This window comes from Alteromonas sp. 1_MG-2023 (genome assembly GCF_030547075.1).
Classification (GTDB): domain Bacteria; phylum Pseudomonadota; class Gammaproteobacteria; order Enterobacterales; family Alteromonadaceae; genus Alteromonas.
The window spans coordinates 143,379-162,610 of the sequence record NZ_JAUOQH010000005.1 but is presented as its reverse complement, the minus strand read 5'-3'; the positions used below and the strand labels follow the sequence as shown (position 1 = coordinate 162,610).

18 protein-coding genes are annotated in these 19,232 nt (G+C 44.3%); 6 read left to right on the top strand and 12 right to left on the bottom strand.

Annotated features, from left to right (window positions below; genetic code table 11):
- Positions 1-58: 58 nt before the first annotated feature.
- Together mdoH and Q4561_RS07335 are read right to left on the bottom strand one after the other, a co-directional pair.
- Positions 59-2,011, bottom strand: a complete 1,953-nt coding sequence (gene mdoH / locus Q4561_RS07340) for a glucans biosynthesis glucosyltransferase MdoH (RefSeq protein WP_303458725.1) — start codon at positions 2,009-2,011, stop codon at positions 59-61.
- Positions 1,992-3,671, bottom strand: coding sequence for a glucan biosynthesis protein (locus tag Q4561_RS07335; RefSeq protein ID WP_303458724.1), 1,680 nt, complete (start codon positions 3,669-3,671; stop codon positions 1,992-1,994). Before Q4561_RS07335 ends, mdoH begins: the two co-directional genes overlap by 20 nt.
- Before the next feature lie 635 nt (positions 3,672-4,306).
- On the opposite strand from Q4561_RS07335, the gene Q4561_RS07330 reads away from it, so the two are divergent.
- Positions 4,307-4,867: an outer membrane beta-barrel protein gene (locus tag Q4561_RS07330; protein ID WP_303458722.1), complete on the top strand. Its 561-nt coding sequence runs from the start codon at positions 4,307-4,309 to the stop codon at positions 4,865-4,867.
- 288 nt (positions 4,868-5,155) lie between these two features.
- Here Q4561_RS07330 and Q4561_RS07325 read toward each other — a convergent pair whose 3' ends face one another.
- From Q4561_RS07325 to Q4561_RS07310, 4 genes are read right to left on the bottom strand one after another with little or no spacing between them, the layout of a single operon-like run.
- Positions 5,156-5,389, bottom strand: a complete 234-nt coding sequence (locus Q4561_RS07325; protein ID WP_303458721.1) for a YheU family protein — start codon at positions 5,387-5,389, stop codon at positions 5,156-5,158.
- Between the two features lie 18 nt (positions 5,390-5,407).
- Positions 5,408-6,439, bottom strand: a complete 1,032-nt coding sequence (locus tag Q4561_RS07320) for a hydrolase (RefSeq protein ID WP_303458719.1) — start codon at positions 6,437-6,439, stop codon at positions 5,408-5,410.
- Positions 6,440-6,460: 21 nt separating this feature from the next.
- Positions 6,461-6,988 carry a TIGR02444 family protein gene (locus Q4561_RS07315; RefSeq protein WP_303458717.1) on the bottom strand — a complete coding sequence of 176 codons (528 nt, stop codon included), beginning with the start codon at positions 6,986-6,988 and terminating at the stop codon, positions 6,461-6,463.
- Positions 6,975-8,912, bottom strand: a complete 1,938-nt coding sequence (locus Q4561_RS07310) for an ATP-binding cassette domain-containing protein (protein ID WP_303458715.1) — start codon at positions 8,910-8,912, stop codon at positions 6,975-6,977. Before Q4561_RS07310 ends, Q4561_RS07315 begins: the two co-directional genes overlap by 14 nt.
- Positions 8,913-9,029: 117 nt before the next feature.
- Here Q4561_RS07310 and Q4561_RS07305 point away from each other — a divergent pair, with 117 nt between their 5' ends.
- Together Q4561_RS07305 and Q4561_RS07300 are read left to right on the top strand one after the other, a co-directional pair.
- Positions 9,030-9,236, top strand: a complete 207-nt coding sequence (locus tag Q4561_RS07305; protein WP_303458714.1) for a YheV family putative zinc ribbon protein — start codon at positions 9,030-9,032, stop codon at positions 9,234-9,236.
- A 321-nt stretch (positions 9,237-9,557) separates the two neighbouring features.
- Positions 9,558-10,688 (top strand): DUF748 domain-containing protein, encoded by a 1,131-nt coding sequence (locus Q4561_RS07300; protein ID WP_303458712.1) that lies wholly within the window; start codon positions 9,558-9,560, stop codon positions 10,686-10,688.
- A 99-nt stretch (positions 10,689-10,787) separates the two neighbouring features.
- Here Q4561_RS07300 and Q4561_RS07295 read toward each other — a convergent pair whose 3' ends face one another.
- Positions 10,788-11,048 (bottom strand): SlyX family protein, encoded by a 261-nt coding sequence (locus tag Q4561_RS07295; RefSeq protein ID WP_303458711.1) that lies wholly within the window; start codon positions 11,046-11,048, stop codon positions 10,788-10,790.
- An 8-nt stretch (positions 11,049-11,056) separates the two neighbouring features.
- Positions 11,057-12,034 carry a WD40 repeat domain-containing protein gene (locus Q4561_RS07290; RefSeq protein WP_303458709.1) on the bottom strand — a complete coding sequence of 326 codons (978 nt, stop codon included), beginning with the start codon at positions 12,032-12,034 and terminating at the stop codon, positions 11,057-11,059.
- Between the two features lie 150 nt (positions 12,035-12,184).
- On the opposite strand from Q4561_RS07290, the gene fkpA reads away from it, so the two are divergent.
- Positions 12,185-12,961, top strand: a complete 777-nt coding sequence (gene fkpA / locus Q4561_RS07285) for an FKBP-type peptidyl-prolyl cis-trans isomerase (protein ID WP_303458708.1) — start codon at positions 12,185-12,187, stop codon at positions 12,959-12,961.
- Positions 12,962-13,209: 248 nt separating this feature from the next.
- Here the strand turns inward: fkpA and Q4561_RS07280 are convergent, their stop codons facing one another.
- Complete coding sequence (locus Q4561_RS07280) at positions 13,210-13,497, bottom strand: hypothetical protein (protein WP_303458706.1); 288 nt, start codon at positions 13,495-13,497, stop codon at positions 13,210-13,212.
- A gap of 177 nt (positions 13,498-13,674) precedes the next feature.
- On the opposite strand from Q4561_RS07280, the gene greB reads away from it, so the two are divergent.
- On the top strand, positions 13,675-14,160 hold the full coding sequence (gene greB, locus Q4561_RS07275) for a transcription elongation factor GreB (RefSeq protein WP_303458704.1): 486 nt from the start codon (positions 13,675-13,677) through the stop codon (positions 14,158-14,160).
- Between the two features lie 162 nt (positions 14,161-14,322).
- Entirely contained in the window at positions 14,323-16,692 is a 2,370-nt protein-coding gene (locus Q4561_RS07270; RefSeq protein WP_303458703.1) for a Tex family protein, read from the top strand.
- Positions 16,693-16,871: 179 nt separating this feature from the next.
- On the opposite strand, the gene Q4561_RS07265 is transcribed toward Q4561_RS07270, so the two are convergent.
- From Q4561_RS07265 to bioH, 3 genes are all read right to left on the bottom strand, one after another.
- Positions 16,872-17,888 (bottom strand): putative metalloprotease CJM1_0395 family protein, encoded by a 1,017-nt coding sequence (locus Q4561_RS07265; protein WP_303458702.1) that lies wholly within the window; start codon positions 17,886-17,888, stop codon positions 16,872-16,874.
- Positions 17,889-17,905: 17 nt separating this feature from the next.
- On the bottom strand, positions 17,906-18,238 hold the full coding sequence (locus Q4561_RS07260) for a hypothetical protein (RefSeq protein WP_303458700.1): 333 nt from the start codon (positions 18,236-18,238) through the stop codon (positions 17,906-17,908).
- A gap of 153 nt (positions 18,239-18,391) precedes the next feature.
- Positions 18,392-19,216 (bottom strand): pimeloyl-ACP methyl ester esterase BioH, encoded by an 825-nt coding sequence (gene bioH / locus Q4561_RS07255; RefSeq protein WP_368411523.1) that lies wholly within the window; start codon positions 19,214-19,216, stop codon positions 18,392-18,394.
- Positions 19,217-19,232: the final 16 nt, after the last annotated feature.

The following is a 19,232-nucleotide window of genomic DNA, read 5'->3' as shown; positions in this document are numbered from 1 at the left end:
ATTTACGCGGTATGTACGCAAATCATGTACTAGCTACGCACTATCTACAAGAGCATAGCTACGCGTTATTGACTAACACAGGGCGCATAGGCAGCGGTTTCTCACTTAACACTTGCTCAGGCATGGTTACCCATAAGCTTTCAGGTAGTGCAGGCTCTTCTATTTGATATTGAGACAGCGCAAAGTAGCTCATTGCCACACGTAAACGCTTAAGCGCTTTACACTCATTCACTTCTTGGTCGATAACAAACACACCCCATTTACGCATTTGTATGCCTAAGTTGTCACTACTGGTAATGCGGATAACGGGTGCAGCTAGTACCATGCCAATCAACACAGGTAGCAACCACATGAATAACGATGGTGTGTAGTAAAACGTAGTTACACCCCAAATTACGGCTAAACAGCTCATAAGTTGAGTATGCTTAAAGGCCACACTCCAAGGTACTTTTTTGCCTTCACGTTCCTGTGCTTCCCATTTAACAGAATGACCAACAAAAACACTGATCACAAAGAAGCTATGATAAAACATCATTAACGGCGCAATAAGAATGGCCATGAAAATTTCTAATGCAGAACTTTTCAGTAACGACAAGGCGCCACCAAACTCTTCTCTACGTTTAATCAGTGCCAACACTATACCGAGTACTTTGGGTAAAAAGAGTAATGCCGCTGTGCCCCACATTGTCACCATCATCATATCTTGGCGGGCCACCTGCCAGCTTGGGAACAACTGATATTCAGAAGTAAAGAAGTCTGGAACTGACGTAGCACGGATGAGTGCATCAGCAGTACCTAGCGCTAGCATACAAAACAGTATCAGCGATGAAATATAGGCAAACGCACCAAATAAGAAGTGAAGGCGATTCGCAGCTTTCAGACCTTTAACCTTCAACAAACCTAAATGTTGAATGTTACCTTGAACCCAACGACGATCACGGATTGCGTAGTCGACTATGTTACTTGGTACTTCTTCGTAGCTACCCGTAGTATCGGTAAGCAAATAGGCTTGCCAGCCTGCACGACGTAGTAATGCTGCTTCAACAAAATCGTGACTTAAAATTTCACCACCAAAAGGCGCACTACCTTCTAATTTAGGCAAGCCACAGTGCTGCATAAACGGTGCAATACGAATGATGGCATTGTGACCCCAATAGTTGGCACTATCGGTTTGCCAAAAAGATAAACCGGTTGCCAGCATAGGGCTGTAAAGGTGCGCAGCAAACTGTACAAAACGGCCAAAAAAGGTGTTTTGACGTACTGGCATAGGAATAGTTTGTACTAAAGCGGTATCAGGGTTTTGTTCAATACGACGGGCTAAATCTAGCATGCGCTCGCCGGTCATAATACTGTCGGCATCTAACACAATCATAGACTCGTAATTAGCGCCCCAGCGTTCACAGAATTCTTTTAGGTTGCCGACTTTACGGTGAAGGTTCTTTTCACGACGACGATAAAAGACCTGCGATGCGTAGCCACCTAAACGCTTAGTCATGCGTTGCCACGCGCGAAGCTCATCGTCTACTTTTTGTGGGTCGCGGGTGTCACTTAGCATATAAAAATCAAAGTTATCGGCATGCTCAGTCGTCATTAATTCACGTACGCAAGCTTCAAAGCCCACCATAATTCTGCGGGTATCTTCGTTGTACACGGGCATAACAACAACATGGCGCTGTTTTAAAGCTGTCGCATCGTCTGGCTTGCTTTGCTTTTTACGCAAGCTTAATGGGTCAATATTAAACAGTTGCAGTACAAACCCAATAATGCCGGTCCAAAAAGCCATACAAAGCCACGAGAACAACATTAAGCCCAAGCCTAGCTGTGCCATTTCAAGCTTAGTTAAGCCATTTGGAAGAAAAATTTCGTAAAGGCTCCAACCGGCTAATGCCGTACTCGGAAGCACTAAAATTGCCATTATGAGTAAACGCATGTGCTCTCCTACCGTGATAAATCGATCACGCTTTGATGTGGATTCTGGGGAATTTGAAGCATTACTTTGGTTGGTAAACATAGTTCCAAACCTCACTGATACGTTCGCCGTCTACTTCGATGTAAGCACGCATGTCTACTGTGCTTTTGTCCTTAGGCTTGAGAAGAAAAGTGGCACGCCATTCCTTACCCTCGTTGGCGGGGTAAAGACGCTGCTGAGAAATTACGCCATTGCTACCTTGTACAATTAACTTAGTAGTGTCTGGATTAAAGCTCGCCGCTGTATTTCCTGATGCTGACATGTCCGATGACGCCAGTGCAGGTGAAGAAAAGTCAACAATGAAGCGGCGCTGAGTCAGCTTGGCTTCATCTTTTACTTTTTCACCAGGTAGCGACGGCTTACCCTGGCGAGTACGAATTACGGTGGCCAACTCACTAACAAACGCATTGCGCTCTACCGTTTTAAGGGTATAAGCAAAGTAACGTGACTCACCACTAAGCAATGGTGCTTCTGGTACCCAATACGCAACAATGTTGTCATGTGTTTCTGAATTCGTAGGAATTTCTACCACTTCTAAGCGGCCTTTATCGAAACCCTCTGTGGGCGTTACCCAAAGCCCTGGACGAATATGATAATTAGCTTCAGCATCAAGGTAACTATTCCATTCGCCATCACGCTGTAACATGCCAAAACCTTTCGGAGCGCTGTCACTTAACGATGTAATTTGAAGTCGAGCAGGGTTGGTAAGTGGACGCCAAATTTCTTCACCAGCATGAGTCACCATTAGAACACCATCGCTGTCATGTACTTCAGGACGATAATCATCTGGACGAGCTTCGCTGTTTTCGCCATATAAAAACATGCTAGTAAAAGGCGCTACACCAAGTTTTTCAACGTCTTCACGGGCGAATAACCAGCTTTGAACGTCTACTTCAGTATCTATTCCAGGCTCAATAACAAACTTGTAAGCACCCGCGACAGAAGGGCTTTCAAGTCGCGCATAAATAGTAATAGGTTGGCCTTCTTTTGGTTCAATAAGCCAAAACTCGGTAAAATGTGGGAATTCTTCACCTTTTGTTAGCGCGGTATCAATTGCCAATCCGCGGGCTGAAATACCATAAACTTGATTCTTGCCGACTAAACGAAAATAAGAGGCGCCTAAAAATACCGCAAACTCATCTTTATACTCTTCGTTTTTCAGCGGGTAATGAACGCGAAAACCCGCAAAGCCTGTTTTGTTATCAGTCAGCCCTGCTAACGGCGCTGCTTTGTCGTCGTAACGAAACATATCGCTGCTGAAAGGTATGCGAACGGCACTATTAGATTCATCGATAGTGTGAACTGTTACTGGTAACTGATACAAAAACCCAGGGTGGAAGAACTGCACTTCGTAATCGTTCTCATCGTTCCATAGGCTTTTTTCAGGGTTAAAGCGAATAGCACGATAAGTTTGGTAATCAATTGATTTTAAGCCTTCATCTAAGCCATGGTCGTTTTGCTCATAACCTTCTTCTGCAGATGCTTTTGCAGCATCAATGACAGACTGAAGAATTGGTGAAGCGTCACGAGGTTCGTTCGTTTCGCCTGCGCCCTCAGCATTAATCACTGGCGCTACTAATAACGACAGCACACTTGCAAACACAACAGCAAAGCGAGAAAAAAGGCTCACAGGCTTTCGCTTTTGATTTTGGCTAACGTTTGTAACGTTAGCGTCACTGTCTTGTCTGAACTCTTGGTGCATCTTGCAATCTCCATGATGTAGGGCTTTATTGATTTGCATTTGAAAATGTCCGCGTTCAAAAAATCCACTCAATAACTCCGTAGATAAATGCCCAAAAGTGATTTTTTGATGAAAACTTCGCTTTCCCGAAAAGGAAGAAAAGACTAGGAAGCGAATCAATCGCGCGTGTACTCGCTTGTTTTCAAGGTAGATATTGCAAAGAATGATCCAACTTAGATAAAAAACTAAAAATACCCTGCAAACACTATCTTTTCAGTCATTTACAAAACTTAACAAGAGGTAATTTAGTTATATTTGACCGTGTAAAAAGGCACCACGCATTAGACGAAAGGATACAGTGTTGTATTTTGGATACACTTTTTCGGGTTTAGATTGTTTAAATAAACACCTGTTTAAAAGGGTCGACTCAGTAAGAAGTAAAATAAGCGCGAATAAAACTCGCTAGCTTTCTGTTACTTAAAGAAAAATAGTTCATTAAACAATCAAGTGTATTATCGGTTGGCAAACCCCTTGCAGATCCACCGTGGTAACAACAATGGAATTCGCGAATTTGTATTCGACAATATGAAATACAAGTACGCACAATTTGAAGCGCAGGCATTTTTTTCTTTCTGCGATAAATAGGAGTTTTTTCAATGCGTAAAGCAATCACTTTACTTACAGCACTTACCGCTACCGCAGCCTCTGTTGCTTCGTTTGCAACATTAGCTGAGTCTCCAGATTGGCGTTATGTAGAAGGTGGCTATACTAAATTGGATTTTGACGATAACGAATCATTCGAACCCGATGGTTTCGTCCTAAGCAGCAAATATCTATTAAACCGCAATATTTACTTAAATGGTGAATACAGTAACTTTGAAGAGGGTAGCTTTGACTTCGATATGTTAACGCTTGGTGCTGGCTACAGAATGCCAATTAACACCACTACCGATGCATACTTTGGCGCAAACTTTGAGCGTATTGATGGCGATTTCGATGATGAGACGGGCTACAGTGTGAATGCCGGTGTTCGTTCTATGGTAACTGAGCAGGTTGAGCTTTTGGGCGAAGTAGGTTACTACGACGTTGAAGACGGCGATGCTACATTCAAAGTAGGCGCGAACTATTACATCACCCCTCAATGGGCTGTTGGTGCCAATTACAAGCTTATGGATGACTTAGACATCATGCAGGTAACTGCACGCTACAGTTTCTAGGCCTTTCTCGTTTGGGGATGCTCTCCTCCTGAAAGGTAGCCGGGTCACTCGCCCGGCTTTTTTATGCCTGGAGTTTAGGCTTTACTTCAGTGTTTCCTTACTTTCTTGTTCCCTTACTTTCTTGTTCCCTTACTTCCGCGTTTGCTGATTACTTTGCTGCGCAGCTTACTTAACCCGTAACTTCATTGGGATAGTTCATCAAGTAACGTTATCAGGTTTCGTCTTCGGGTTTTCTCATAGCATCATTAGGAAAAGCACAAATCGGTATTCTTATAAATTAATAGGGTATTAGTCAGAAGTATCTTCTGACGTTACATCACCTTTAGGCCGAATATCTACGCTTTCATGCAGCTCAGAATACACCAACACTGCTTCGCCGCTTTTAAGCGCATCTAGCACTTGCGTAACCTTAACTTCCATACTCACATCTTCAGCGCCATATTCCGTGCCTTCACGCAATACAAATGCTTCTACTAAGCTAAATAGGGTTTCACTTTCAACCGCATCTATTGGAATTATCATTTCTGCCTCTGCTAAATTTTATGACACGTAGGGAGTGTCGGGGTTTATGGGCAGCACATCACTAACGTATTTTTTCACTCTTTCATGAAGCCACACTTTTGGGCGAAACACTGAGCCTTGCATAAAGCCTACGTGGCCGCCACGCTCGCTAAGTTCAACCGTCACATTTCGCGCTAAATCTTCTTCTTTGGGCACTACTAGGTGGTTCATAAAAGGGTCGTCAATACTATGCAATACAAGAGTGGGGCAATGAATAGCGCTTAAAAAATGATAGGCACTGCATTTTTCGTAATAATCGTTAGCATCTTCAAAGCCATGCAATGGCGCTGTCACTTTCTCGTCGAACTGAGCAAAGCTAGTAATGTGTTCAACGTCATCACCGGTTAATTGAATAAGCTTTCGATAGTCGATAAACGACATTTTTTTCCGTAGCGTGCCTTTAATGCTCGCGAGCAGGTACTTTTGATAAACTTGCGAGAAACCATGATTAATTGATTTTGCACACTCCGCTAGTTTTAACGGTGCCGATATAGCTATAGCGGCGTTCAGCCACTTTTGTGCAGGGTTTTCGCCAAGTAGTTTCAGTAACATATTACCACCAAGGGAAAAGCCAACCGCGACCTTGGGGATTTGAGGAAATTTTTGATTTAGCCAATCAAGGAAAAAGCTGGGATCGCCAGTTTCGCCAGAATGGTAGCCACGAGGCTTCAAATTCGGCACACCGCTACATCCACGATAATGCATCATTACCACCTGCCAGCCATTCACCGATAAATTCGCCATCATGTCGTTAGCATAGTGAGATCGGATGCTCCCTTCCAGACCGTGAAACATAACAATAATGCCTGAAGGCTCTGCGGGCTTTGGCCCCCACGCGACATCCACAAAATCATCATCAGGTAAGGTTAGCCGTTCCATATTGTATTTTAACGGCAAGCGTTTTTGGATAAAGCGCGGCCAAATAGTTTGTACATGGCGGTTCTTAGCCCAACTGGGTACCCGAAAACTGCTTTTAATAATCTTTCCGTGCGATAACGCGATTTTGCTCATGATGTTTTCTTATTCTTATTTTTACGACAACTGCTTGAGTAGCTGACTTATTAACCCTCGGGCTTCCTTTTTGTCTCTAAGCCCGTAAGCATTTATTAGTGCAGCGACAGAGGCATTAAATACACCAGACATATCTGAAGCACCAGCGGGCATGGACGCCACATTAAGGCTGCCTACGGTATCTACAATAACAACTTGCTGGGCTTTTTCTAGTATAAGCTCGTCATCCTTTAGCTGTTTATATTTTGCTAAAGCATGCTCGTAGTCAGCGTCGTTTTTCTCATCAGGCTTTGCACGCTTTCGCGCTTGCCTGTGCTGTTTAAGCATAACCTCTGATGTCTCAGTAGCATCAATTACCGTTTTTAACTGCGGTAAATTTATGATGAAGCCATGTTCAATACACCAACATACAAATAAGAGCACATTAACGTTCACGCCATGCTGGTCTTGCAACAAAATAGCTAACGGCGCGATGTCGCCTTTGCTGTAGCGGCTGCCAGTGTACTGCCAAAAGTCGGTAGCGTTAAGGATAGAGTTATTGTGCTTCATAGTTTGCGCGCTGTGCCTCCATTTGTTCTTGGGCATCGAGCCACTGCATTTCTTCTTCTTCCAGCTGCTGGGTTAATTTTGCCTGTTTATCCAGCAACTGCATAAGCTCGGCTTTTTTATCATCGTTATATAAACTTGTGTCTGATAACGACGCTTCAAGGGTTTGAAGCTCACCTGAACACTTGTCCATGGCCTTTTCATGTTTCTCTAAGGCTTTTTTCAGCGGAGCGATCTGCTTTCTAAACTCGGCTTCTCTACGCTTCTCTTCCTTGCGATCAATTTTACGCTCACCGGACGCATTTGTGCTTTCATTTAACACTTTTGCATCGCTATTTGCTTTTGCTTTCTCAGCGGCTTGTTGCTTTAAAATCCAGTCTCGGTAGTCATCTAAATCGCCCGTAAAGGCCGCTACTTCGCCGCTATCTACTAAGTAAAAGTCTTCACACACCGACGTTAATAAGAACCTATCGTGAGATACCAAGACCATGGCGCCTTCAAAGCCTTGCAATGCAATATTCAGAGCATGGCGCATTTCTAAGTCGAGGTGGTTGGTAGGCTCATCTAGTAACAACAAGTTAGGCTTTTGATACACAATAAGCGCTAGCACTAACCGGGCTTTCTCGCCACCCGACATAGGCGCAACTGCCGACAGAGCTTCGTCACCGTTGAAACCAAACCCACCCAAATAATCCCGCAATTGCTGTTCGGTGGCTTTTTCATCTATGCGCTGTAAATGCAAAATAGGCGTGGCGTTGGGATCTAACGTTTCTAACTGATGCTGGGCAAAGTAGCCAATCTTCAGGCCTTTGGCGGAATCGAAAATACCTTGCTTAGGGGCATGTACACCCGCTAGCAACTTGATAAGGGTAGATTTACCTTGCCCATTTCGTCCTAGCAAGCCAATTCGGCTACCTGGTACCAAGTTCAACTTCACTTGTTGAAGGACAATATGGTCGTCATAACCTAATTGAACGTGTTCCATTTGGACAAGGGGATTAGGCAGTGCAGCTGGCGGCACAAACTCAAAACTAAATGGGCTAGCTGCATGAGCAGGCAGCAAGGTTTCCATTTTTTCGAGTTGCTTAATACGGCTTTGTGCTTGCTTAGCTTTACTCGCTTTGGCTTTAAAGCGTGTAATAAACGAGGTTAAATGCGCCACTCTTTGTTGCTGCTTTTCAAACTCAATATTTTGCAGACGTAATCGCTCTGCGCGCTGTGTCTCGTAAGCGGAATAGTTACCGGTATAAGTAATAAGCTGCTGTTGCTCAACACTGATAATTTGCGCCACCGTGTTATCGATAAAGGCTTTATCATGGGAAATGAGTAAAAGTGTTCCCTCATAACGCTGTAGCCATTTTTCTAACCAAATCACCGCATCTAAATCTAAGTGGTTGGTGGGCTCATCTAGCAGTAATAAGTCAGAAGGACATAACAGCGCTTGCGCCAAGTTAAGGCGCATACGCCAACCACCAGAGAAATCGGTAACCGGCGCGCTGAGCTGCGTATTAGTAAAGCCAAGCCCGGATAAAATAGTCGCCGCCCTAGCTTCCACATCATAGGCACCGGCCTGTTCTAACTGACCATGAATATTACCAATCAAAACGCCGTCTTCGTCCTGTTCCGCTTGATGAAGCTGAGCCTGTAAACGACGAAGGTTTTTATCACCATCGATAACGTATTCAATAGCACACCTGTCAGTAGCAGGGGTTTCTTGTGCCACACTGACAATGCGCCAGTCGTTTGGCACCACACAGTCTCCTGCATCAACCGACATTTCGTTGCGCAATAAGGCAAACAAGGTCGATTTACCACAACCATTGCTCCCAATAAGGGCAACTTTATGGCCGGGAAATACCTGCGCTGATGCACTTTCTAGCAGTACTTTTCTGCCACGCATTAGCGATACGTTTGTTAGCTTTATCATTCATAACCTTCGCGGGAACAATTTAGGTCACGTATAATAGCAAATTCCTATCAAAATCTGATCAGGAAAAGGCTTTTCGCGGTATAATAGTGAGTAAATTACGTTAAGAGAGCTGCAATGCAAAAATCGATTAAACGCCGCTTTGTTGCAGGCGCTACCTGCCCTAAATGCAAAGAGTTAGACACCATCTCTTTATACTACGAAAATAACGTAGAAAAGCTAGAGTGTGTTGCTTGTGGTTACAACGAAGCACAAACCGACGAAAAAGTTAACGCGGCCACTCGTGAAAACGAAAACGTTATTGGTATTTTCAAACCTCACTAAGGTTACCGCAAAGGCGCTTATCACGGTATTCGCGCCATCTATTACGTGCGCGCTACCTACTACATGGCTACCTATTACATGATAGCTACTAGGTATAGCCACTAGCCTCTCACTCACTGTATTCGCAAGCAGTAATTATTACGCATAATGTGAAGATACCGCCCATGTTAGGCGTATCTTTACTTTACTTAAAACAGTAAAAAACCTGCTTTAAAAGCCATCAAGCTGCTGATTTCATAACACTTACCACATCAGACAAACCACATTTTCTCTTTACATTCAACGGCATAATTCTTGAAATACTTTTTGAAAGGAGTATTTATGAAAACAGCCAATCGTTACCTACTAACCTCGCTCGCTATCCTTCTTGGGTTACTTATTATTGTGCGTATAAGCATGCCGTACGCAGCCCAATGGTATATCAATAAAACACTCAGCCAGCCTGGTGAATACAGCGGCCGAGTGGGTGATGTCGATATTATGTTATGGCGCGGTGCTTATAGCTTAGAGCACGTGTTGCTTTATAAATCTAACGGACAGGTTGATAAACCTTTGTTTCGTGCAGACGAAGTTGAGTTTACATTGAACTGGAGCCAACTGATTAAAGGTGCAGCAAGTGGGACTGTTAACCTTACCCGCCCAGAGATTAACTTTGTAGATGGTGCCACCAGCGATACCAGTCAGGCTGGTAAGAACGAAAATTGGCTTAATATCGCCAATCAATTGTTCCCATTAAGTATTGATAAATTAAGTGTAACCGATGGCAAAATTGGTTTTTATAACCCAGAAACCTCGCCTGTTATTGATATCTCGCTACATGACATTCAAGGTGAAGTGACAAACCTAGTTAATAGCGATGCGTTATCTGACAACCGTGTGGCGAACGCTAACGTTAGTGCGCAAACTGCACAGCAAGGCACATTAAAATTAAAAGCCAAACTCAACCCTGCAACACAAAAACCAACTTTTGATCTAAACCTTCAGGCCGATAATATAGCCTTAGTTAATTTCAAAAACTTTCTTGATACCTATGCACCTTTTGATCTTGAAGCCGGTACCCTAACGTTAGCAGCAGAACTTGCGGCCGATGACGGCAAAGTTAAAGGGTATATAAAGCCTATATTGCATAAAGTGGAAGTATTCTCTTGGAAAGGTGATATAGAGCGTGATGGTGACGGACTAATTGAAGGCACCGTTGAGGCACTATCAGCTTTTGTTGCTGAGATATTTGAAAATCAGAGTGAAGATCAGATAGCCACTCGTATTCCCATCGAAGGGGATTTGAGCAGCCCTGAAACCGACGTATTCAGTGCTATTGGTGCCATTATCAAAAATGCTTTTATTCAAGCAATCAATGGTGACATTGAGCAATCGGTAGAGTTACAGACCCTATCTGAGCCCGCATTGTCTAAACCTGAACAAGCTGATGACGCTGATAAAGAAAGCCCTTAACCACATACCGACCTTTAAGTGCTGTACAAGAAAAGTGCTGTACAAAAAAAGCTCAGTGCAAGAAAAGTACTGCGCAAGAAATTCAGATGGCTTAGGCGACTAATAATGTGGAGGTGGGGTCTCGTCTGAGTCTTTGGCCATATTTGAAGGCTCGATTGACTTCACCTTATCAATAACATGGCGCAACTTGTAAGTTAACTCATCAAGTTGCTGTTGCTGTGAAGATAGCGCTTCATTTAAGGCGTCGATAGTGTGCTCTTGAAACGCAATTTTGGTTTGAAGCTCTTCAATACTATTGTTGGCGCTATCAAGTTCGGCTCGAATAGCCCCGTTGTCAGCATTGCTGTTTTCATCTGTCATAATTTTCTCTAATTACTGCGCTGCCATACTTCGGCTAAGCCGCTACTGCTTTCTGTCACAATATTACCATCGGACATAAAGCCAACGCCATAAACAACTGCAGTTGGTGGTGAAACAGTATCCCGAGAGGCGACTTGCCACGCATCAATTTCCTTTCCGCTTTTGATATCCCATAAATAAACTTGGCGAGACGGCGAACCAGTAAGCAAATATTTGCCATCATCGGAAAATACCGCATCGGTAAAAATTTTCTGCCTAGCGATAAAGTTCAGCGAGCTGATAGCTTCCCCAGTTTGAACATTCCACACTTGTGATTTGCTTTGACTATCCGCGGTAAAAGCAAAGCGACCTTGGTCATCTAGCGCCACTTTGGTAACACGAGAAGGATGTGTAAAGGTATGAATTATCTGCCCTGTATCGGTACTCCATAAATAGGCGATATAATCATTTCCACCTGTTAAGGCAAATTTTCCATTAGGGGAAATATCAATAGAGTTTACTTTTTCTTGGTGACCTAAAAACTCTAACCTGCGCTGAGTTTTAGGTTCAAAAAACATCACTTTACCATTAGAACGGGCCACCAAAATGCCATTGCCGTTGTTGGAAATAGCCACATCGCGAATAGAGGCTTCATCGATACGCCAAAAGCCAACTGGATCACCAGTTTCGATGCTCCATAATGCAAACGCTTCTCTGTCGGCAGTCACTACGTGAGTGTTATCAGCAGATATGTGCAATGAAACAACTAAGTTATTGCCTTCTCCTTGATGGCTCCATTGATACAACGGGGTTTCGTCACCTATTTTCCAAACATTAATACCATTGTTGATACCAGAGACGACAGCAATTGTGCCATCCATAGAAACATCAGCGGCGTAAGCCCCTTCTTCAACATGCCGCCATTGTTTAATGGGCGTAGTCTCAGGGAAACTACATCCTATAGATCCACTTATTAATAAGATGAGTAACAATAATCTGGGGAACATTTGAGCCCTAAACATAATCAAATGGGTTTCGCTTTGTGAGTGCTAGGTTTAACATAGCATGGATCACGCATCTTTCACTATCGTGCAGACTGCCCTGGATGCAGCAGTTTAAAACTAGAAGCACGATGATAAAATTTATGGAGACGTTTTATGCAGAAATCGCTTGTTGCCCTATCTACCGTTGCTGCTTTAGGCCTTTTTGCCTGTCAGCCAAATACTGAAGAAAAAGCTGATACTGTCGGCACTGAAATGGCTGAGGTTGCCGAGAACACTACAGAGTCTATGACTGATGTGCAAAAGCAAGCTTACGCTATGGGTGCAAGTATGGGCTTGTTTGTGGCTAACCGCGCACAACAGCAAGAGCAACTAGGTTTTCCACTAGATGAAGCTGCGTTAAAAGAAGGCTTTGAAGATGGCCTTAACGATTCATTAAAGTTCACCCCTCAAGAAATTCAGCAAATTGCTCAGCAAGGCGAAGAAATACTTCGTGCTAAGCAACAAGAAATGGCGCAAAAAGCAGCAACAGACAACATTGAAGCTGGTGCAGCGTATTTAGAAGAAAACGGTAAGAAAGAAGGTGTAACTACCACCGAGTCTGGCCTTCAGTACGAAGTATTAGAAGAAGGTGAAGGCGCAAGCCCTGCGGCAGAAGATATTGTTAAAGTTCATTACCGTGGCACTTTGCTAGACGGCACTGAGTTTGATTCTTCATACAAACGTGGCGAGCCAGCTGAGTTCCCACTTAATCAAGTTATTCCTGGTTGGACAGAAGGCGTTCAGCTAATGAAAGAAGGCGCGAAGTACCGCTTCCATATTCCTTCTGAGTTAGCCTACGGTGAACGTGCTACCGGTTCAATTACGCCAAACTCGACACTGATTTTCGATGTTGAATTGCTTGAAGTAGTTAAAGAAGACGCTGCTGAGTAATACGAAGTAGGCAAAATGAAAACGTAGCGGTTAAGCTTAGCGTTGGCCGTGACTATTAAAAGCCGATACTTATTTAAGTGTCGGCTTTTTTGTGCGACTTACTTTTCCTGTCGAGGGAATTAAAATTTGAACATAGAAACAAACAAGCGGGCAAAGGAATTAGCGTGACGCTAGGAAAATAGATACAGCGAAGCCACACCTTATTGCATTGGCAATATATACGGTGAACTTACCAGCAAAGCGTGTAATTAAGTATGACGTGGCGGCGCACGACGCCTTTCGCGCTGTACTTTAAATACCGCAAAATGATTTAACAGATATTGCCCGAACTTATACATTAGTAAACCAACCACCAAATAACCCGCGGTTAATAAACTATTCATACGCACTACAATATCGAGCAAACCATACAGCACCATTAACGCGCCGGTTAAAAACAGCATAAAACCAGCTATTGTGCCGCCCATTGAGCTATTTGTTTCGGCTCGTCGCCTGTCTTCAGGCTCTCTCTCTGCCTTTGGTGTATTGTCTTCCATTTGGGGTATCCCTGCTTATTAGCCGGTTGCTATTTATACTGCGACAACAACGTAAAGGTTTATGTTCAATATTTGAACAAAGAACCTTAAATGGTAGATTTCGACGCATTTGTTTATTGCGTTCTATTAATTTACCCACATACACTAGCCATAAGATTTCAATTTAGCTAATTAATTGTGAAAACACCACTGATAACGCGAAAAGGATATTTAAAGCTAAAACAGGAACTTGACCACTTGTGGCGGGAAGAACGCCCCGAAATCACTCGAAAGGTCACGTGGGCTGCTAGCTTAGGCGATCGTAGTGAGAACGCTGACTACCAATATAATAAGAAAAAATTACGCGAAATCGACAGACGAGTGCGTTACATACGTAAGTGCTTAGAAAACCTGAAAGTAGTGGATTATAGCCCCGAACAAGAAAATAAAGTGTATTTTGGTGCTTGGGTAGAAATTGAAAATGAGCAAGGGAATGTGTTAGCGCTGCGCCTTGTGGGCTACGATGAAATTTTTGGTCGTCGAGATTACATTTCTATCGATTCCCCTATGGCACGTGCCCTAGTAGGAAAAGAAGAAGATGATGACATTACGGTGAAAACTGAAACCGACGTAAAAGAGTGGTGGATTAATCGTATTTGGTACGACTCGACCGACAAGCTGTAATAAAGTTAAAACGTTTTCCATGAATACTGACCTTACAATCAGGCTTCTCCTGACCCGTCGCGGTGGTATACTTGCCGCCAGTTATTCCAACTAACATGAAAGTGGTGTAAACAGGCTAATGATAGCCCACACATCCTTATTTGCTATTGCCTAGAGCGTATTATGATTATTAATAAAATTGCCGAAGAACTTGCCGTACAAACTTCTCAGGTTAGTGCCGCAGTTAAGCTTCTTGATGAAGGTTCAACCGTACCTTTCATCGCACGTTACCGTAAAGAAGTCACTCAAGGGCTAGATGACACTCAGTTACGTACGCTTCAGCAACGTCTTACTTACCTTCGAGAACTAGAAGACAGACGTCAGGTCATCCTAAAATCAATTGATGAGCAAGGAAAACTGTCTGACGAGTTAAAGCGCAACATTACCGGCGCTGACAGTAAGACTACGTTGGAAGACTTATATTTACCTTACAAACCCCGCAGACGCACCAAAGGTCAAATAGCCATTGAAGCCGGCCTTGAAGGCTTAGCCGATGCCTTATTTGCTAACCCTGATCAATCTATCGACGAGTTAGCCGCCGAATATGTTAACGCAGACAAGGGTGTAGCAGATACGAAAGCTGCATTGGAAGGCGCTCGTTTTATTTTAATGGAACGATTTGCAGAAGATGCGGCGCTATTAGGCAAAATTCGTAGTTACCTTGTTGAAAATGCCCATATCAAAAGTACAGTCGCAAACGGTAAAGCCCAAGAAGCCGTAAAGTACAAAGACTATTTTGAACATAGTGAGAAGTACAAAAATGCGCCTTCACATCGCGCCCTTGCTATGTTTCGTGGCCGCAACGAAGGCATGTTGAATATTCAACTTGATGCCGACCCACAGCAAGATGATGCAAGTGCACCGTCTCACTGTGAACACCTTATTGCTAGCCACTACAATATTATGCACCGCAACCGTCCTGCTGATGATTTCTTAGCGCAAGTAGTACAATGGACGTGGAAAATTAAAATCGCGTTACACATGGAAACAGAGCTCTTCAGTGGCCTTCGTGAGCGCGCTGAAGAAGAAGCGATTGAGGTGTTTGCTAAGAACCTTAATGACTTGCTAATGGCTGCGCCTGCAGGCGCTAAAACGACCATGGGCCTGGATCCTGGTCTTCGTACGGGCGTGAAAGTGGCCATCGTAGATAAAACCGGCAAAGTTGTCGCTAAAAATACGATTTTTCCTCATGCTCCACAAAATCAGTGGGATAAGTCACTGCGTACCCTCACCACTGTGTGCAAGCAGTACAAAGTTGAGCTTATCAGCATTGGTAATGGTACAGGCTCTCGTGAAACCGATAAGCTTGTCGGGGAAATGCTTAAAGCTAACCCAGAGCTAGGTGCACAAAAGATCATGGTAAGCGAAGCCGGTGCCTCGGTTTATTCTGCCTCGGAATTAGCGTCGAACGAACTTCCTGATATGGACGTGTCTATACGTGGCGCCGTTTCCATTGCTCGTCGTTTACAAGACCCGCTAGCCGAGCTTGTAAAAATTGAACCTAAGGCTATTGGTGTAGGCCAATATCAGCATGATGTAAGCCAAAGCCAGTTAGGTAAATCTCTCGACCGCGTTATTGAAGACTGTGTAAACGCCGTAGGGGTAGATTTGAATACGGCATCACCCGCGCTACTGAGTTATGTGTCTGGGTTAAACAAGACACTAGCGAACAACATTGTACAATTTAGAGATACCAATGGTGCCTTTGGCAATAGAAAAGCGTTGATGAAAGTAGAACGTTTAGGCCCCAAAGCCTTCGAACAAGCCGCTGGATTCTTACGTATTGTAAATGGCAGTAACCCGCTAGATGCGTCTGCGGTTCACCCTGAAGCGTATCCGGTGGTGGATAAAATTGTGGATACTGCGGCAGTGGCCGTTAACGACCTTATTGGTAACACAGAGCTACTAAAAACCTTATCGCCTGATAGCTTTACCAGTGACGCCTTCGGTTTACCCACGGTAAAAGATATTTTGAGCGAGCTTGACAAGCCAGGCCGCGATCCTCGACCCGAATTTAAAACTGCCACCTTCAAAGAAGGTGTGGAGACCATTAAAGATCTTACACCAGGTATGATTTTAGAAGGTGTAGTAAGTAACGTAGCGAACTTTGGTGCCTTTGTAGATGTAGGCGTTCACCAAGATGGTTTGGTACATATTTCAGCACTAACCAACAAATTTATTTCAGATCCACGGGAAGTAGTGAAGGCTGGGGACATTGTTAAGGTTAAGGTGCTAGAAGTAGACGTAGCGCGCAAACGTATATCGTTTACTATGCGTTTAGAAGATACGCCTACCTCGTCAAACCAATCAGGTAAAAGCAACAACGGCAATGGCGCTGCTAACGCAAAGTCTAGTGGGAATCCACGTGCTAATGGGTCTCAGCGTGGAAACCCTCGCGCAGATAAGTCGAATAAGCGCGGCGGACAACACCAGCAGCAAAACAGTGCCATGGGCAATGCGTTTGCAGATGCGTTTGCGAAGTCAAAGAAATAACGCCAGATTAGTTAGTTCAAATCGCTAAACACGATAAAGCCAGCACTCGATGCTGGCTTTTTTGTATTCGTTCAGTAACGGGCACTTTTGAAAAGCTAGGCATCATTGTAACTAAACGCTTTTGAAGCTAGGAATTGACGCCAAGAGAAATTCAAACAAGGAGCCATGGAAAGTGTTGGTTAGGCGCTGGCTGAAAAGCCTTCGTTTAAAGGTGTGTACGTTTGAGCGTAGAAACTCTGAATACGGCCTATTCGGGCTGAATTCGCTTGGCTAGCTGCGTCTTGCTCACTCGACTGTGCTTGTAACTCAGCTTCGTCTAACGACCGCGTGGGGCGCTCAACACCGGCATTATCGGTGATTTCATCAATATCTGGTGGCGTAATCTGCGCGGCGTCTATTGTATCTTTTGCTTCGCCGATATTATTAGACTCGTTGGCCTCGCTGCTCTCACTCGCCTGCACATAATTAGCAGCAGTAGGTGATGAGGATGACTCGGCGTTGTCTTCAGCAATTTCACTTCGCGCTTCAACAGATTTTTGAGTTGCTTCTGCCGCCACTTTTAAATCTTGTGCCGAGGGCTCTGCAGGGGCAAGGGCTGCAGCACGCACTTGTTCCATTTTACGAAGGGTTTCTTCTGGGCTGTTTAGCTCAGAAATATCGATAGACACTTCACCGTCGGTAACATAACGTTTGTTATCTGGCCCAGTGGTATATTCATATTGCGGCGAACCAGCATATTGTCCACCCGCTGCGGCGTGCGCTTGTTCGTGAGTGCGAACTTCTTGATCTCGCGTCTCTAAGTCGCTTATTTCTTGCTGTTCGTCTTCTGATTGCTGTTCTGGCTGTGAGGCTTGCTGGCCTGATTCCTGTTGGCTTGATCCCTGTTGATCGTGAGCATCTTGTTTGCCCGCACTTTCGTCAGAGCCATTGTCTTTTTGTTCGCCAAATACGTTTTCAAAGGCACTTTGGAGTTCGGTTTGAATTTGTGGACGTTCGTAAGTAACGGGCGCAGGGGCCTGTCCCGTATTACGAGATTTGTCACTTTCCGAGCCTAGGCCTTTTTGCGATTCCCCTTTCTCTGCATCCCCCGATTGAGGAATGGTTTCACGTAATGCGTTGTCTCGTCTTGCAGACTCCGTATTTACGTTTGCAGTAGGGTACGCTATGGCCGTTAGGATAGGGGTAACAATGTTCACATTACATTCCTAAACTATTACGCCAACGTATCGATAATGGTGCCAATCGTGTCGTTAGCTACATCTAGCACCTTGGCAGATGCCTGGGCATTGATACTGTTGATTTCTAATGACACCAGATTGGTAGTGAGATCGTCTTGAGGAGAAGGAAGTATATTACGCACGTTCTCTAAGCCCTGAGTGGCTGCACTCGATAACACGGCTTGCGGATCGCGCTCAGCGCTTGTAGTTTGCTGGGCAATATTAGACGCAGCCTGCGTGATACCATTACTGGCATTCTGCAAACCAAACTGCCCCGACAACATGGCCGAGTTTATATTGTTGCTATTTACACCTGATATACTGGACATACACTACCTCTACACTCTCATGTGCAATTATTAACCAAATTGCACGAAATGAAAAGGTTTGTACCGCTGTAATACCTTAACTGGCTGTGAAAACGAACAATATTTTTTGCCTCTATCGCTTACTCTAGCCTCTATCCGTTATAAGCATCGCTTTCACGATGCTTTTTGTTGATACACGCTTGACGCAAAACTCAATAGAATGTCTGCACTTTGTTGAGGGTGTGAAATAAAAGGCGCATGGGCGGCATGAGGCAACACCACCGTATCGGATTGAGGATGCAATTCGCATATCCGATCTATGCCACTGGTAGGCACTAAACTGTCTAAGCGGCCATAAAGACGAAGGGTTGGCACGGTTATACGCCCAATGTCTTGGCGCAGGTCTTCAGTAGACAGTATTCTCAAGCCTTGTTTTAGCGCGTTCTGATCAGGTTCTGGGTATTCACTGATATGCCCGCGAATAGCTTTAATATCTTGGCGGGCCGTATCACTTCCCATCGCTTGAATGGCTAAAAAGCGCTCTAGCGTTCTGTTGTAGTTGCTTTCTAACTGGCTTTCAAACATAGCCAGCAAATCACCTGCAATACCCGGCCAGCATGGCCCTGCAATAAATCGCGGTGTAGAGGCGATGGTGACTAATCCTTTAAGATCTAAACCCTTAAAATCTGCGCCGCCAAGTAAGGCTAATCGTTGCGCCACCAAACCACCTAAAGACCACCCAACAACAATACTCTCTGGCGGAATATAGGGCGCAATCATTTGTGCTAGAGACTCAGCGTTATAAAGGGAAGGCATGTGCTGAGCGTTTTCGCCGAAACCGGGAAGATCGATAGTGGTGACTCGAAAACTAGTCGTTAAATAGGGGATAAACGACGTAAAAGCCCCACTATTCATACCCCAACCATGGAGGAAAACCAGATCGTTTCCTGTACCTTGAGTTCGGGTGACAAGCTGTGTGTTTGTATGCAAATCTTTCACTGTATACATCCTTTGG

Coding starts and splice junctions, on each gene's coding strand:
- mdoH (WP_303458725.1), bottom strand. CDS start 2,011: ATGTTTACCAACCAAAGTAATGCTTCAAATTCCCCAGAATCCACATCA.
- Q4561_RS07335 (WP_303458724.1), bottom strand. CDS start 3,671: ATGCACCAAGAGTTCAGACAAGACAGTGACGCTAACGTTACAAACGTT.
- Q4561_RS07330 (WP_303458722.1), top strand. CDS start 4,307: ATGCGTAAAGCAATCACTTTACTTACAGCACTTACCGCTACCGCAGCC.
- Q4561_RS07325 (WP_303458721.1), bottom strand. CDS start 5,389: ATGATAATTCCAATAGATGCGGTTGAAAGTGAAACCCTATTTAGCTTA.
- Q4561_RS07320 (WP_303458719.1), bottom strand. CDS start 6,439: ATGAGCAAAATCGCGTTATCGCACGGAAAGATTATTAAAAGCAGTTTT.
- Q4561_RS07315 (WP_303458717.1), bottom strand. CDS start 6,988: ATGAAGCACAATAACTCTATCCTTAACGCTACCGACTTTTGGCAGTAC.
- Q4561_RS07310 (WP_303458715.1), bottom strand. CDS start 8,912: ATGATAAAGCTAACAAACGTATCGCTAATGCGTGGCAGAAAAGTACTG.
- Q4561_RS07305 (WP_303458714.1), top strand. CDS start 9,030: ATGCAAAAATCGATTAAACGCCGCTTTGTTGCAGGCGCTACCTGCCCT.
- Q4561_RS07300 (WP_303458712.1), top strand. CDS start 9,558: ATGAAAACAGCCAATCGTTACCTACTAACCTCGCTCGCTATCCTTCTT.
- Q4561_RS07295 (WP_303458711.1), bottom strand. CDS start 11,048: ATGACAGATGAAAACAGCAATGCTGACAACGGGGCTATTCGAGCCGAA.
- Q4561_RS07290 (WP_303458709.1), bottom strand. CDS start 12,034: ATGTTCCCCAGATTATTGTTACTCATCTTATTAATAAGTGGATCTATA.
- fkpA (WP_303458708.1), top strand. CDS start 12,185: ATGCAGAAATCGCTTGTTGCCCTATCTACCGTTGCTGCTTTAGGCCTT.
- Q4561_RS07280 (WP_303458706.1), bottom strand. CDS start 13,497: ATGGAAGACAATACACCAAAGGCAGAGAGAGAGCCTGAAGACAGGCGA.
- Q4561_RS07270 (WP_303458703.1), top strand. CDS start 14,323: ATGATTATTAATAAAATTGCCGAAGAACTTGCCGTACAAACTTCTCAG.
- Q4561_RS07260 (WP_303458700.1), bottom strand. CDS start 18,238: ATGTCCAGTATATCAGGTGTAAATAGCAACAATATAAACTCGGCCATG.